The sequence below is a fragment of the Calyptranema fuscum S582 genome, from assembly GCF_055793305.1.
The window spans coordinates 62,065-76,869 of record NZ_JBSLYH010000039.1; the positions used below are offsets into that span (position 1 = coordinate 62,065).

Consider the following 14,805-nt stretch of genomic DNA (forward strand, 5'->3'; position numbering starts at 1 on the left):
ACTCATGACTCGTGTTGCTCAATCTATTGCTCAATCGGTTGCGATCGCTGTGCTGGCTGGCTTTGCCGCGATGACGGTGAGTGGGTGTGACCGATCTGCCCAAACGCCCTCTGCAAGTCCGTCTTCGTCTGTTCTACCTTCAGGCACGCCTGCTACCCCTGCGCCGCTTGATTCTACCTCCGCCACACCCAGCCCGACCACCAGTAATCCAGCAGATCAGGTGACTGTGACGGTTTATGAAACCGATAGCCAATGCGAAAACCTGGTGCCGCAACAGGTACAGGTATCGGGCGATCGCCCCATCGAGGGAGCTGTTGGCAAGGTCTTAGAAAACTTTAGTACGGTTGATTTTCCGATTTCTGGCTATCGGGTTAAGGTCAACAATGGCATTGCCACCGTTGACCTGCGATTGCCTGCGAATGCGTCCCGGAAAATGATTTCCCTTTCGTCGTGCGAACAATTTGCTTTATTTGGCAGTTTGCGAGAAACATTGCTGAAAAATCCCGATTGGGGGATTCAAGAGGTCAAATTTACGGAACGGGGCGAGGCGATCGCATTGTAAGGTCATGTTATTTATTTTGAGAGGGTGACGGCTTCGCCGTCACCCTCTCAAAACATTGGGGTAACGAGATGAATGCGTTTAATTTGAAATAGGATGTGCAACCGTGGCTATAGCGCTTCGTGCCTGGATAGATTACGGTTATTGTGTGAGAGCCGCGCGGAGCGCGGGTCTAACACCACAATGTGTACGTCATAGCATTGAGAATTGCCATAGGTAACGATTGAGAATGATGCAATTTTTTGGAGCGATCGCCGCTATTCTGGGGGGCTTATCTGTGGCAGCGGGGGCATTTGGTTCTCATGCGCTGAAAGATCGATTGAGCGATCGCGCGTTAGAGATTTTTGAAACAGCGACACGCTACCAGATGTATCATGCCCTGGCGTTATTGCTGGTTGCCATGTGGTTGAGTCGAGCAGAAGCAGGGCAACCCTGGCTCAACGCGGCGGGGATTGGGTTTGTTAGCGGCATTCTGATTTTTTCAGGGAGCCTCTATGCCCTCAGCTTTAGCGGTATCAAGTGGTTGGGCGCAATCACCCCGATCGGTGGAGTTGCCTTTATGGTGGGTTGGGGATGTCTGGCGATCGCGGCTTTGAACATCAAATAACGAAAAATCAGTCGCCCGATCACCCCTCAAACTGCCACGATTGCCGAAAATTGGTCTAATCTTTTTACAGACGGATCTTTAGCCGAATTTTCACCCAATCACGTAAACTACCATGATTCTTCCAGGTTCAGCCGTTCGAGTAATCAACACCGATGATACGTACTACGGGTTTCAAGGCCTCGTCCAACGCATTAGCGATGGCAAAGCTGCCGTTTTATTTGAAGGCGGCAACTGGGATAAACTCATTACCTTTCGTCTGAAAGAGCTAGAACCCGTTGATGCTACCGCAGGACGCAAGAAGAAATAAGAAAACGCACGCCATAATTGTCTGGGTAGGGCACTTAGAATCACAAATTAATTAAAACCCGGACGTTTATTTTTTGAAGCGCGGCAGAGCCGCGCTTCAAAAAATAAATCCTCGGTTTTATTCAGTCCACGATCCTTAGCACCCTACTTAGACAATCGTGGTATCAAACCCAAGCCGTACTGTTGACCTTATGCGTTTGCCGTTACCCCAGTTCACGTCTACAACTCGCCATCCGGCTCACTTTGCCGAGGTGATTGAAACTTCGACGACGGAAGTTTTGGCGCAATGTTTGGAGCCGGATGACCTGACGTTTGCGGTCATGCCGCCCTTTGGCAGTTGGGTCAAGTCGCAGGATGAAGAGTCGGGTAATCAGATTTATGCCGTAGTCTACCATGCCACCACTGCGCCGATTGACTCGGTACATCGGGCAAGAGCGTTAGGGTTGTCGCTGCAAGAGTTGCGAGAACAGCAACCCCAGATTTTTGCCATGCTAAAGACCGAGTTTCGAGCTGCGATCGTTGGCTTTATTCCGCCTGCCGAGAGTCAACGCCAAACCAGCACGGTCTATCAACATTTGCCACCGCGACCCCCTCAAGTGCATCAGGCAGTCTATTATTGCGAACCGGATGAGGTGGTTTATTTCAGCGAAACCTTAGATTTTTTACGCACCCTGTTGCAGGTCAATGGTGCCGCAGTCGATGCGTTAACAGCCGCTGCTATTCGAGAAATTTATCAACTCCGTAACGGCGATCGCACCTGGTTGGTGCAAGCAGGGCGAATGATTAGTTTGTTGTTAAAAGACGATTACGACCGGCTAAGGGTGATTCTCAGCCAGATTCACTTATAAATCGAGTCTCTATTGGGTATAAAGGGGGCGATCGCCCCAAAAAATCTTTCTATAGAGAGACTTACAGCAAGCCCATAAACACCCTATTGTTTGGAACGAGATTGCTCAACTGCGTCCGTTTCCAGATCCATAGAGTTTTTATGCACCTAGAACCTATTGTTTCTTTTGCCATCCTGCTTGCCGTTATTCTCATTATCCCGCTGTTATTTGAACGGTTCAAACTACCGGGTCTATTGGGGTTATTGGCAGCTGGCGTATGCCTGGGACCTCACGGGCTGCAACTCCTGCAAAGCGAGTCTGACACGATGAAACTGTTGTCAGACATTGGTTTGGTTTACCTGATGTTTGTTGCCGGGTTAGAAATTGATCTGGAGCAATTTCAAGCCACCAAAAACCGATCGCTGGGGTTTGGCTCACTGACCTTTGCTGTGCCATTAATTACAGGCACGATTATTGGACGACTCTTTGGGTTTGGTTGGAATGCCTCGATCCTAATTGGTTCATTGTTTGCATCCCATACCCTATTGGCATATCCCATCATCAGTCGATTGGGTGTGATCAAAAACGAAGCCGTAACGGTCACCATTGGGGCGACCATCTTTACTGATATTGGTTCATTGCTGGTGCTTGCCATTTGCATCGGCATTCATGCGGGAGATTTTACCCCCTTCAATCTGCTCACGCTGATCCTCTCGTTAGTGATCTATTCCGCTTTCGTCTTATTTGGCTTTAGTTGGTTGGGGCGCGAAATTTTTCGGCGTTCGGGCGATGAAGAAGGCAATCAGTTTTTGTTTGTGTTGCTCGTGGTCTTTGTGTCGGCGCTCGGTGCTGAGCTGATTGGGGTCGAAAAAATTGTCGGGGCATTTCTGGCAGGGTTGGCAGTTAACAGTGCGATCGGCGAAGGACCTGTTAAAGAAAAAGTCGTGTTTGTCGGCAATGTCCTATTCATCCCCATCTTTTTTGTAGATTTGGGATTGTTGATTGATGTCCCTGCGTTTATCCAAAGTTTGGGAGCGATCGGCATGACGCTGGCGATCGTCGCGGGACTAATTTGCAGCAAATTTGGTGCCGCCCTTTTAGCCAAACTGATCTATCGCTATAACTGGCAAGAGCTGATCACCATGTGGTCGCTGTCGTTGCCCCAGGTCGCGGCGACTCTAGCGGCAACCCTGGTGGGCTATCGAGCCGGACTGTTGACCGAAGAGGTGTTAAATAGCGTCATTGTCTTGATGATGGTGACCGCCACTCTGGGGCCTGTGATTACGGCTCGTAGTGCTGTCGGTTTGCTGCCAGCCACAACTGCCATGGACAATGCCATCCCCCTGTTTAATTGGGATGAAGACCCAACCGAAACATCTTTAACGGTTGTCGTGCCGGTTTACAATCCTCAGACCGAGCGCGATCTATTGGCGTTGGCAGCTTTATTGGTGCAGCAGCAGTCTGGAAAAGTTGTGCCCCTAGCCATTACGATCGCCCATATGCACATGGATGCGCCAGAGCTACAACGAGGCTTAACTCGTAGCCAGACGCTATTGGCAAATGCAGTCGATTTGAGTCGAGAATTGGAGGTTGAAGTCGATCCGTTGCTGCGCATTGACGACAATATTGCTCAGGGTATCAGCCGTGCCAGTCGCGAACAAAATGCCAACCTGATTGTTATGGGTTGGGGAAAAATGACGGGTTTTCGGGCGCGGTTGTTTGGCAATGTGATTGAGAGTGTGTTGTGGGCGTCTCATTGCCCGGTTGCAGTCACCCGCTTGCTCGACTCGCCTCAAAATTTTCGCCAGATTTTGGTACCCGTCGAAAATCTCACCCCCGAAGCCGTGAAAACGGTTCGGTTTGCAGAAATTATTGCCGGGGCAAATCAGGCGGGAGTGACGTTATTGCATGTGTGCGATCGCCGTTATCCCCCCGATCGCATTAAACGCTTGGAAGCACAGTTAACAGATATTTTGACGAAATATTCTCCCGCTAGCCAGACAAAAGTCCGCGTGATTCCGGCAGACGATGTGGTGGCAACGATTGCCGGTGCATCCAGTTCGTTTGATTTGGTCGTGTTGCGATCGCTACGGCGGCGGCTCAGCTTTGGCGAACTCGAAATCAGTTCGATTACAACCGAACTGGTCAAGCGTTTGACCTGCTCTGTGATCATTCTGGGCGAACCACAACGATATAGCGGATGAGGATATGGCTAGCCGCTATATCGCTGTGACCTACCATGCTGTTTCGTGAACCGTTAACTATTACTAAAAGATAAGCGGATTGTGAGAGGCGCACCCCGAAGGGGTGCGCCTCTCACAACCCATTGGGGATAGCCATATTAAGCCGTATCTATCAAACAGCAGGTTCTACTAACAGGGTGATGTTGTGGATACCAATGACTCTCACAACCACCCCCTTGGCTAGCACGATGTTTTGACCGCACCGGGCATACCACCAAGACCCTTGAAAATGCACCCGTCCCGTCCGTCCGGGTTGAATAGTTTCATCAACAACGGCTTCTCCTTCTAGATAGCTAGAGCTCGGATCGAACTTCGATTTTGTTTGATAACGATTGAGTTGACTCAGAGCCAATCCAGTAAACAGGGTCAGTAAATTAGACATTTTATTTATCCTGGGGATGTCTAATAGGAGCTTTCGATCAATTAATCATAAATTCATCGATAGATTACGCAATTCTGCGGACAGTCTCTTAACTGGCACTCGGGGAAAATGGACAAAACCCGAAAATCTGGGGCTTTCAGAAGTTTTGATTTACTGAACTTCATGAAGTTTTAATGAAATGTGCCTCGGATGATTGGTCTAGTACAGCAAAACGAAAGTTTTGTAAGGGGTGAAGGGGTTCCACCCCTTCTTGGGGGCGAAGCCCCCAACCCCCCATGTTGCAAAATTTGGTATTTGCAACACTAGACTCAAGGGCTGATGATCTGATTCCGTAACATTACGGCTGACAGAGCGCCAGGCTCCCAGAAGCGGCACGGAGATGAGTGAACCCACCTCGCGGAGTAACGCGATCGCTTGTTCCCAACCCATCAACCCCTAGAAAACGCTATAAGATATCTTCGTAAGGCAAGGTCACAGCGTATGTATATCTTGATTGGAGGAGCCGGACTCATTGGTCTAAACCTGGCACGACAGCTTGTTGACCTGGGACACACCGTAGCCATGGTCGATAAAGACCCGACGGCTTGTCGGTATGCCCGCGAACAGTTGGGGGTGATGGTGTTTGAAGGCAGTGCCGTCAGCACCGATGTCTTAGTCGAAGCTGGCATTCGCAAAGCCGATACGGTTGCGGCAGTGCTGCGTGAAGATGCGCTCAATCTGGCAATGGTGGCACTGGCAAAATACTATGGTGTTTCCCAGATTTTGGTGCGAATGCGGCATCGAGACTTTGCAGAACCTTATCGCATTGCGGGAGCAACCTCGATTGTAAATGCGATCGATCTAGCTGTTTCGACAATGGTGAATGCGATCGAATATCCGCAAGTGGAGTCGATCATGCACTTCGAGCAAAACCAGATTGAAGTCCTCAAGCTGCCGATCCCTGGTTATTCTAAATTGGTCGGGCTGAGTCTTGCCCAAATCGCCCAAGATCATCGCTTTCCCAAGGGTTCGTTAATCATCGGCTATCAATCCCATGCGAAGGAAGATCTGGTAATTCCCAATGGCAATACCGTCCTCGAACAAGATTCGACCGTGTTGATGGTGACCAAGCCCGGCGCAATTCACCAGATGATTGATTTCGTTCAAAGTTGACACAGCAATTCCAGATAGATTGTGAAGGGCATACCTCTTCGGGGTGTACCTCTCACAAGCCGCTTATCTTACAACTCATTTAGGACTGCTATATGAGTTCTCAGATCATTGAACAAACACCCACCTATCTCCTGGTTCGAACGCAAGCGTCTCCAGCCCGGTGGTTGTATGTGGCTATCTTCATGGCTGTCAGCTTAGGGGTGTTGTTTTGGTTCATGACCTCTGCTCCTACTTTTTATGTTTTTCTCGGCACTGTAGCCAGCCTCAATCTTGCTTTGATGATTGATAGTGCTGTCATCAACACCTACACCATTGACAAAGCTCAGCAACGTTTGACGATAGAGCAACGCTTTCTCTGTTCCAGAGTGCGACACTATCCTCTGGCAACAATTCGAGCCATTGTTATGATTGATGTTTGGTCATCTAGAACGCCGATTTCAACCCCTTACCTGATGTTGACCTCGGGCAAGCGAATTCGGCTAGACCTCTGGCTGAATCAGGAGGCAATTCGCACCATGAACGCTTACCTTAGGAATGGGAATTAAATAGCGTCGATGATGTGTTGTACGGGCGAACAGTCGTTCGCCTCTGGAAGTTTATGTATGGAAGCGCGGCGGAGCCGCGCTTCCATACATAAATCTTCGGTTTTATTTAATTCACGATCTTCAGGTAAAAAAAGACATCTTGCCTGACCCACGGCTGAGACCTACCCATTTAATCCTCACGTTCAACCTATGCCAACCTACACCGGAATTTCTAGCGAAGCCTTTCGTCATCCCCTTGACTATCAAGCAGAACAAACCCTCCGCAGTGTTCCAGGGTTTGATTTGGTGGCGCGTAAGTTTGTCGAATTTATCTATGAGCGCCCCCGGTATGTCTACTTTATGGGTAACTACATTGAAGTGGGACCCCGGCAATATTCGACGCTCTATCACATCTTTCGGGAGTGCTTGCGCGATTTGGATGTGCATCCCGACCCGACCTTTTTTGTGTCGCAATCACCCGTCGTCAATGCCTATGCGTTGGGGCAAGAGCGTCCCTGTGTTGTCTTGAATACGGGTTTACTGGATTTGCTCAGTGAAACCGAAATCCGTGCTGTCATTGCCCATGAATTGGGACATATCAAATGCGGGCATACCACCCTGACGCAGATGGCAAGCTGGGCAATTTTGATCATTTCTGGGTTGGCAGGGATGACGTTTGGGCTGAGTGGATTGGTGAGTTCGGGCTTGATTCTGGCGTTTTATGAATGGCTGCGGAAAGCAGAACTGTCTGCCGATCGCGCTGCGTTGCTAGTCATGGATGATATCAATCCAGTGCTACACAATATGATGAAACTGGCGGGCGGCAGTTCTCGATATGCGAACGAACTCAGCCTCAACGAATTTGTCCGGCAGTCAGAGCGTTATCAAAACCTCGATCAAGATGGGCTGAATCAGGTTTATAAATTTTTGCTCTACAACAACCTGTCTGAAGGTGTGTTTCTTTCTCATCCGTTTAATGTTGAACGGGTGAAGTATTTGCAAGACTGGGCAAACTCGGAAGATTATCGTCAGATCCGGGCAGGCAATTATCGTCGGACTGGAGAGGGAGCCGTTGATGTGGGTACGACCCCTCCTACTCAACCTCCTGATCCGGCGGAAGTGGATACGCTGCGGCAAGAAGTCGAAGAACTACAACGAGAAATCGATCGCATTCGGCGATCGCGTTCGGGTAACGAATAGGGCGTGTCTATGCCAAGGCTGGGTCATCTCACAGCACTTCGCGCTTGAATATGGTTAGATTTTTTGTTGTGTGCCGCGCTCCGTGCGGCACACAACAAAAAATCTGTGGCGTAATCCATTGAAAATGGCTGTATCTCTGGGGCAAGATGACCCAGCCCGGAAAAATCATTGCTTCTCATCACGTTTTGGTTACGTTTTGAGGGACTTGGGTGAAAATAAGGTACCTGTGGTGCATGACAGCTAGTGCATACCATACTCAGGGGCGAGTTGTTTCGCCACACCCGCACATGAAACGTATCACTTATAATCAACCGTCTCGCAAAGCTCGTAAATTTGACTGGAGTGTCCTCAACTATTCGCTGATTGGCGTTTGGGCACTGTTAGGGGCGATCGCCACTGCCAGCAACTTAGGCACCGTGCAGGCAATGGAACGGCAGTCGCAAAAGCTGTTTTTTCGGTTAAGGGGCGAGGTCGCACCCCCCAGTGAAATTGTGATTCTGGCAATGGATCAAGAGTCGCTGGCACAGGGTGAAAATTATCAGGCACATCCCGATCGCTATCCAGAACTCAATCCTATCCAATCGTGGCCCTGGCGACGCCGTGCGTATGCGGCTGTCATTGAGAAACTGATGCAAGCGGGAGCGAAGTCGGTTTCGTTGGATGTGCTATTGATCGATCCGAGTAGCTATGGGGCAGAGGATGACGCGCAGTTACAACAAGTTTTACAGCGATATGGCGATCGCGTTGTACTTGCCAGTTCGTACGAAACATCGGGTACTCCAGAAGCTGGAGAGATGGGGCAAATTGTCACACCCAATCCTCTATTTCAAACCGATGATGCTCCCTTCGCGCTGATCAACTTTTTGCCCGACGCCGATCAGCGTGTCTATCAACTTCCGGATCATTTTATTGATAGGATATTGAGTCCTCAAGGGTTGGATCAGTCAACCGTTTCATTTGCGGCAGCCACATTGAGCGCAGCGGGTTATCCTGACCCGGCTTCATTACACGGGTCGATTTACTTCTATGGACCACCCACCACCTTTCCTAGAATTCCGTTTTGGTATGTTTTAGACCCAACCAACTGGGCACTTCAGCTGAAAAATGAGACCTTCAACGACAAAATAGTTTTGATTGGGACTACGGCTGAATTTTTTCAAGACTTTGTCGCCACCCCTTTCTCGGAAACCATGCCGGGAGTGGAATTACATGCCAATGCGATCGCAACCCTGCTGGGGCAACGCAATATTAAGGAGGCAATTCCCCATACTGGGGCACAAGGATTGTTAATTTTCATTGGAACGGTGAGTGTGGGATGGTCGCTCAACCGCTGGATGAAGCGCCCCATTTTACAATTTCTTAGCTTTTTAGGCGTAGCGATTGTCTGGGGAACGATTAGTGGCATTAGTCTGATCAATGGTGCATTAATTTTGCCAACTACGATTCCGATTGTGGCGATCGCTCTGAGTGGTTTGTCTTGCCTGACCACAAACACCATCAACAACCAATTGGAAAAATATCGCTTGCGGCAAACCCTAGAACGCTACGTTGCTGCCCCGATTGTCCAGGAAATTCTCAAGCATCATTCTGCCGATTTTCAATCGCTGTTAAAAGGGCGACGGGTTAAAGCTGCTGTTCTCTTTTGTGATATCCGTAGCTTCACAACCTTTTCGTTGCAGGTTGAACCCGAAGTATTGGTGGAGCAGTTGAATGCCTATCTCAACGCTATGGTGGAAGCGATTTTGGAAGCCGGAGGGACGGTGGACAAGTTTATTGGGGATGCGATTATGGCAGAGTTTGGATCGCCGATTTCGCAGGGTCCCAAAGCCGATTGTATGAATGCCATCCGGGCAGCGTTGGGAATGCGGCAAGCGCTGATGGAGTTACAACGCTATTGGCAATCGACTGGACAAACCGTTTTATTTAATGGGGTCGGGATTAATTATGGAGAAGCGATCGCGGGAGATATTGGTTCTTCTCGTCGGCGAGAATATGCGTTGATTGGGGATGCCGTTAATGTTGCCAGCCGAATTGAAGGGCTGACTCGAAAATTTTGGACGGATGTTTTAATCACTGAATCATTGTACGAACTCGTTAAAGATGAAGTAGACGTGGTTGATATTGGGGTTCATCAGGTGAAGGGACGGGGCGACAATAAAGTGAAACTCTATAGCCTGGTGGGGCTAAAAGGCGAAGACCCAACCCTCTACCATCAACTTCACGAAAAATTGCGATCGCTCAGTAGCTTCGACGACCTGAATAAAGGATAACTATTATTTAATGTGGTGTGAGAGCCGCGCAGAGCGCGGCTCTCACACCACACCTTATGCTTTATGTAATAAGCGATCCTATTTGATTTGTGAACCTGATCAGTTGTGAAAGCGCCCGCCCGAAGGGCGGGCGCTTTCACAACTGATTTAGGATTGCTATACTAACTTTGTTTGTTTTTGAATCGGTCTTGAGCCGCTTTAAATGCTTCTTGCATGACGGCTTGAATCTTTTGCGGATCGGGTTTCTTGCCGCCCAATATGTCGCCAAAGTAAACGCAAGCTCCTTCACCCAATGCCCAGGTATAGGCAGCTGCCCAAGACGCCGCAATGACACTGCCAAAACCGGGAATAAATTTAATTAATTCTCGCCCGATCGCTTGTGCCAAAAAGCCGCCAGCGATCGCACTGACGACGCCTCCTGCTTGCGATGGGGTTAGTGTCTGTCCGTATAACTTGCCCAACAATCCCACCATGGACACCTGTAAGGCTGTTAGTACAGGCATTGTAGCAAAGGGTAGGGGAACAGCGGCGATCGCGGCTGCCATCGTAGCAAACGCCAACATATACCGTCGTCCTGTATCCCGATAAAGGGTACCAATTTCGGCTCCGATGCCCTGATCAAGCAGCTGATACATCGCCTGGGCTTCTGCTTCCGGCAGTAAGTCTGCTAAGGCATCTCGCAATGCTTCAACCCCATAAAACACAGGAGTATAACCATCTTCTTCTAACGTGAAGTCGATTAATAATGTGCGATCGCATAAGCCCTTGAAAGCAGTTTGCATGGCATCAAAGGCGCGTTGAATTGCGTCGTAGTCGGGGGGATAGGGAGGATGATCGACAACCTCCGGTGGATAAGCTTCATGCAAACAGGTTACCACCAGCAAGCAAGGAATCTCGGGATACCGCTGGCGCAATTCCTGGGCAATGTGCCGCAAGGTATCGGTGGCAAAATCATTAATTTTGATCGTCAACACCAATACCCGAGCACGACGAGTTTGCTGGTCGAGATCACGGACCAATTCTTGAATGATTGCCTCTGTACTTTGATTGACATCACCCAACCCTACTGTGTCTGTAAAAATCAATAGCGGTAGCTCTGCGGACGGGTAGGCATAGCGCTCTGTGTGCTGTGTATGGGGACGAAACCCCTGTCCTATAATTTCTGCTGAAACTCCCGTCAGCCCTCGGACAACGGAACTTTTTCCAGCCTGGGGTTTGCCAATGAGCACGGCTTCTGTGGTGGGTAATTCTGCCCGAATGGTTTGCAAGATTTCGGCAACCTGGGTTTCGCTCACACTAAACCATTGGACAATGGTCTTTGCCGCCTGGTCAACGGGCAAAACCTGCGTTAATCGGCTGGTAACGCTATTCCAGGCACCCCCCACCCGCCCCATCCAGGATGCATCCGGGGACTGCGACGAATCAGCAGACGTAACATCGGTCGATTGATCTTCTGTCGATTGATCTGGCAGTAAATCGTCAGTCTGAGGGGAGTCTGCATCATTGGGGTGAGTCATGGCGATCGCTCAATCATTGCTAATACTGACAACCGTTGCACAACAGTGGCTATCCATAGCGATTCTAGCGTTTGTCGTCCTGCAATCAACTGGGGTTCTCCGTTGGATAAACAGAGCGATCGCGTACCCGTTACCGCGGCTTGATATGCTTGAAAGGCAGCGATATCAAAGGACAACCCCGATGGCTATTTCTAAAATAGAAGCCAAACAATTGTTAGAACGGTTAATTTTTGAGGATGAACGTCCCCAAGATTGGGTGCAAGATGTGTGGGGGTTGAGTCCCATGCTGGGAGATAGTGCTGCCAAACTCTTCGAAGTATTTGAAGCGTTGCTAGAGTGTTGTTCTGAAGAGGAATTGGAAAATTTATTGCAAACCTGGTATCAAAACTACATTCAAGAAGAAGGGCAAAAGTAGTAGGCTAGGGTTTGATCGTTGCGTTTTTTCTCTCATCTCCTAAAATCTTAAAATTTGCAGCCCCCTACTGTATCGATTCCATCTAGAAATGCGTAAAAAATTTGCTCTCATCCTAGCCTTTTTGACCACTCTGATCGTGGTATTGGTTACGGCTTGCGGTTCTTCTGAGCCAACGTCTGGCGATACGACCGGATCACCCTCTGAAGGGATAACTGAGCAGATTGTCGGTGTGGTTTTAGATACGGGTGGAGAAAACGATAAGTCGTTTAATGAATATACGCTCAAAGGTGCGAAGACAGGTGCGGAAGCTGCCGGTTTAAAGTTTGCCTATGTTAGTTCTACAGCTAGCAGTGATTATGAAAAAAATATCGAAACGCAAATTTCGGAAGGTGCAAATTTAGTCGTCACGGTGGGCTTCCTCATGGGCGACGCTACGGCAGCGATGGCGAAGAAATATCCAGAGACAACGTTCGTCATCATTGACTATGCCTATGCACCGGGAGAGGATGGTGTTGATCCTTACACCACGGATCTGAAGAATGTTACCAGTTTGATGTTTGCTGAAGATCAAGCCGGTTATCTGGCTGGGGTGTTAGCCGCCTGTGTGAGTGAAACGGATGCGATCGCCAGTGTCTCTGGGATGGAAATTCCGCCTGTGGTGAAATTTGTTACAGGGTTTCAAACGGGCGCTAAATCCGTCAAGGCTGACATCGTGACGTTGAATCAATACATCCCTGATTTTAATGATCCGGCTACGGGTAAATCGGTGGGGCAAAGCTTTATTAGCCAGGGCGCTGATGTGATTTTTGCGGTGGGTGGCAACACGGGCAATGGAGGCTTGTTAGCAGCGAAAGAAGCTGGCAAAAAGGGAATTGGTGTGGATGTGGATCAGTATTTTACGTATCCTGAAGTGAAGGATGTGTTGATTACCAGTGCCATCAAAAAGATTGACGTGGCGACGGAAACAGCGGTCAAAGAATTTGCCACGGGTACGTTAAAGCCGGGTGTGGAATTGTTTGCGATCGCCAATGATGGAGTTGGGCTTGCCCCCTACCACGACTGGGAGAGCCAGATTTCACAGGACTGCAAAGATCGCGTTACGGCAGCACAAGCTGCAATTCAGGCAGACCCTAACATTACGGGGGTCTCAGCGTCGTGACGTTGGCGTTGGAAGCCTGCCAGATTACGAAACGCTTTGCAGGCGTGTTAGCCAATGATGGCGTCGAGTTTGGCGTAGAAGCAGGCGAAATTCATGTCTTACTGGGCGAGAATGGTGCCGGTAAAACGACGCTGATGAACATTCTCTATGGTTTGGAAAAACCCGATGACGGGGAGATTCGGGTGCAGGGGCAGCCTATTCGCCTCACCAATCCCAGAGATGCGATTCGCCAGGGGGTTGTGATGGTGCATCAGCATTTTATGCTGGTGCCCGTATTTACGGTGATAGAGAATATTGTCTTGGGTGTTGAGCAAGTCCATAAGCCGTTTCGTTGGTTAGGGGCATTGGGTGCGCTGGATCAAGACAACCCCAAACGCCGTATTCGACAACTGGCAGAGCAACTCAGTCTCAACGTTGATTTGCAAGCAATCGTCGGCGATCTGCCGGTGGGGGTGCAGCAAAAAGTAGAGATCATCAAGGCGCTCTATCGCGGTGCCCGAGTTCTGATTTTAGATGAACCTACGGCTGTATTGACGCCCTCTGAAGGGGTGGAGTTGTTTGAATTGCTACAAACGCTGGCGAACCAGGGGTTAGCGATTGTTCTGATTACACATAAATTGAAGGAAGGTTTGGCAATTGCCGATCGCATTTCTGTCATGCGTCAGGGCAAAATGGTGGGCACAATCAAGCCATCACAAGCCACCGAAGCTTTATTGGCTGAAATGATGGTGGGGCGGACGGTGATTTTGCAAGTAGAAAAGCCACCCTTGCAAGTTGGTGCGCCGATCCTGCGCGTCAGTGGTTTGCACGTCATGAGCGATCGCCACCACAGGGCGGTAGATGGGGTCGATTTTACGCTCCGAGCCGGAGAGATTTTGGGCATTGCCGGGGTTCAAGGCAACGGTCAGACGGAATTAGCCGATGCGTTGGCAGGGTTGTGCCCTGTCGCTCACGGTACGATTGAATTTTTGGGACAGGATATTACTCACGCTACGCCACGTCAACGAATTGAATTGGGGATGGCGCATGTCCCGGAAGATCGAGCAAAAAATGGCATTGTTAAGCCCTATTCTGTTGCCGATAATGCGGCACTCTGTACCTATTATCAACCGCCCTTTGCTCAGGGATGGCTGATGCGGCAGGGTGCGATCGCTCGTCACGCGGAGCGATTGATTGCAGAATTTGATATTCGTCCGGCTAACCCCCGCTATCCGGCAGGGTCGCTGTCTGGCGGCAATCAACAAAAGCTGATCATGGCACGAGAATTATCGCGCGGTGCCCGATTTTTGATTGCCTGTCAGCCCACGCGTGGGGTTGATATTGGCGCGATCGAACTGATTCATCAGCGCATCGTTGCGGCGCGTAGTCAGGGAATGGCAGTGTTGTTGATTTCTTCGGAATTGGATGAGATTCTGGCGCTCTCTGATCGGGTTGCAGTCATGTTTATGGGCAGGCTGGTGGAAACATTGGCGATCGCCCAAGCCAATCGGGAACTATTAGGGCAACTGATGGTCGGGCTGGGTAGTTCGTCGGTGACGTCTTAACTATGCGCCCCTACGGAATCTGGTGCGATCGCGTTGGTTAAGCAAGCTGTAGCCAATTAAAAATATCATTTACGGTCAATGCCAGCGGGATATTCTGTAA

At 49.6% G+C, this 14,805-nt stretch carries 15 protein-coding genes; 12 read left to right on the forward strand and 3 right to left on the reverse strand.

Translation table 11 applies throughout. The features are described 5' to 3' along the window. The first annotated feature begins 4 nt into the window (after positions 1-4). The 5 genes from ACR6Z4_RS23000 (at position 5) to ACR6Z4_RS23020 (ending at position 4,503) form a co-directional block, all read left to right on the forward strand. Positions 5-562, forward strand: coding sequence for a sporulation/spore germination protein (locus tag ACR6Z4_RS23000; RefSeq protein ID WP_479719665.1), 558 nt, complete (start codon positions 5-7; stop codon positions 560-562). A gap of 226 nt (positions 563-788) precedes the next feature. Continuing rightward, positions 789-1,166 (forward strand): DUF423 domain-containing protein, encoded by a 378-nt coding sequence (locus ACR6Z4_RS23005; protein WP_479719666.1) that lies wholly within the window; start codon positions 789-791, stop codon positions 1,164-1,166. Between the two features lie 112 nt (positions 1,167-1,278). Continuing rightward, positions 1,279-1,473, forward strand: a complete 195-nt coding sequence (locus ACR6Z4_RS23010) for an NAD(P)H dehydrogenase subunit NdhS (RefSeq protein ID WP_479719667.1) — start codon at positions 1,279-1,281, stop codon at positions 1,471-1,473. Between the two features lie 190 nt (positions 1,474-1,663). Further along, a complete protein-coding gene (locus tag ACR6Z4_RS23015; RefSeq protein WP_479719668.1) occupies positions 1,664-2,320 on the forward strand; it encodes an HAS-barrel domain-containing protein in 657 nt (218 codons plus the stop codon). A gap of 140 nt (positions 2,321-2,460) precedes the next feature. Further along, positions 2,461-4,503, forward strand: a complete 2,043-nt coding sequence (locus ACR6Z4_RS23020; RefSeq protein WP_479719669.1) for a cation:proton antiporter domain-containing protein — start codon at positions 2,461-2,463, stop codon at positions 4,501-4,503. Between the two features lie 151 nt (positions 4,504-4,654). On the opposite strand, the gene ACR6Z4_RS23025 is transcribed toward ACR6Z4_RS23020, so the two are convergent. Next, complete coding sequence (locus tag ACR6Z4_RS23025; RefSeq protein WP_479719670.1) at positions 4,655-4,924, reverse strand: NfeD family protein; 270 nt, start codon at positions 4,922-4,924, stop codon at positions 4,655-4,657. Between the two features lie 480 nt (positions 4,925-5,404). Between ACR6Z4_RS23025 and ACR6Z4_RS23030 the strand changes: the two genes are divergently transcribed. The 4 genes from ACR6Z4_RS23030 (at position 5,405) to ACR6Z4_RS23045 (ending at position 10,070) form a co-directional block, all read left to right on the forward strand. Next, entirely contained in the window at positions 5,405-6,076 is a 672-nt protein-coding gene (locus tag ACR6Z4_RS23030) for a potassium channel family protein (RefSeq protein WP_479719671.1), read from the forward strand. A gap of 92 nt (positions 6,077-6,168) precedes the next feature. Next, positions 6,169-6,621, forward strand: coding sequence for a hypothetical protein (locus ACR6Z4_RS23035; RefSeq protein ID WP_479719672.1), 453 nt, complete (start codon positions 6,169-6,171; stop codon positions 6,619-6,621). Positions 6,622-6,810: 189 nt separating this feature from the next. After that, complete coding sequence (locus ACR6Z4_RS23040) at positions 6,811-7,800, forward strand: M48 family metallopeptidase (protein WP_479719673.1); 990 nt, start codon at positions 6,811-6,813, stop codon at positions 7,798-7,800. 287 nt (positions 7,801-8,087) lie between these two features. Further along, positions 8,088-10,070, forward strand: coding sequence for a CHASE2 domain-containing protein (locus ACR6Z4_RS23045; RefSeq protein ID WP_479719674.1), 1,983 nt, complete (start codon positions 8,088-8,090; stop codon positions 10,068-10,070). Between the two features lie 161 nt (positions 10,071-10,231). Here ACR6Z4_RS23045 and ACR6Z4_RS23050 read toward each other — a convergent pair whose 3' ends face one another. Together ACR6Z4_RS23050 and ACR6Z4_RS23055 are read right to left on the reverse strand one after the other, a co-directional pair. Further along, on the reverse strand, positions 10,232-11,587 hold the full coding sequence (locus ACR6Z4_RS23050) for a GTPase family protein (protein WP_479719675.1): 1,356 nt from the start codon (positions 11,585-11,587) through the stop codon (positions 10,232-10,234). Continuing rightward, positions 11,584-11,763 (reverse strand): hypothetical protein, encoded by a 180-nt coding sequence (locus ACR6Z4_RS23055; RefSeq protein ID WP_479719676.1) that lies wholly within the window; start codon positions 11,761-11,763, stop codon positions 11,584-11,586. Before ACR6Z4_RS23055 ends, ACR6Z4_RS23050 begins: the two co-directional genes overlap by 4 nt. A gap of 5 nt (positions 11,764-11,768) precedes the next feature. On the opposite strand from ACR6Z4_RS23055, the gene ACR6Z4_RS23060 reads away from it, so the two are divergent. From ACR6Z4_RS23060 to ACR6Z4_RS23070, 3 genes are all read left to right on the forward strand, one after another. Beyond that, positions 11,769-12,002, forward strand: a complete 234-nt coding sequence (locus tag ACR6Z4_RS23060) for a hypothetical protein (protein ID WP_479719677.1) — start codon at positions 11,769-11,771, stop codon at positions 12,000-12,002. Between the two features lie 121 nt (positions 12,003-12,123). Then, positions 12,124-13,161 carry a BMP family ABC transporter substrate-binding protein gene (locus ACR6Z4_RS23065; RefSeq protein WP_479719678.1) on the forward strand — a complete coding sequence of 346 codons (1,038 nt, stop codon included), beginning with the start codon at positions 12,124-12,126 and terminating at the stop codon, positions 13,159-13,161. Beyond that, entirely contained in the window at positions 13,158-14,705 is a 1,548-nt protein-coding gene (locus ACR6Z4_RS23070) for an ABC transporter ATP-binding protein (RefSeq protein ID WP_479719679.1), read from the forward strand. Before ACR6Z4_RS23065 ends, ACR6Z4_RS23070 begins: the two co-directional genes overlap by 4 nt. Positions 14,706-14,805 lie beyond the last annotated feature (100 nt).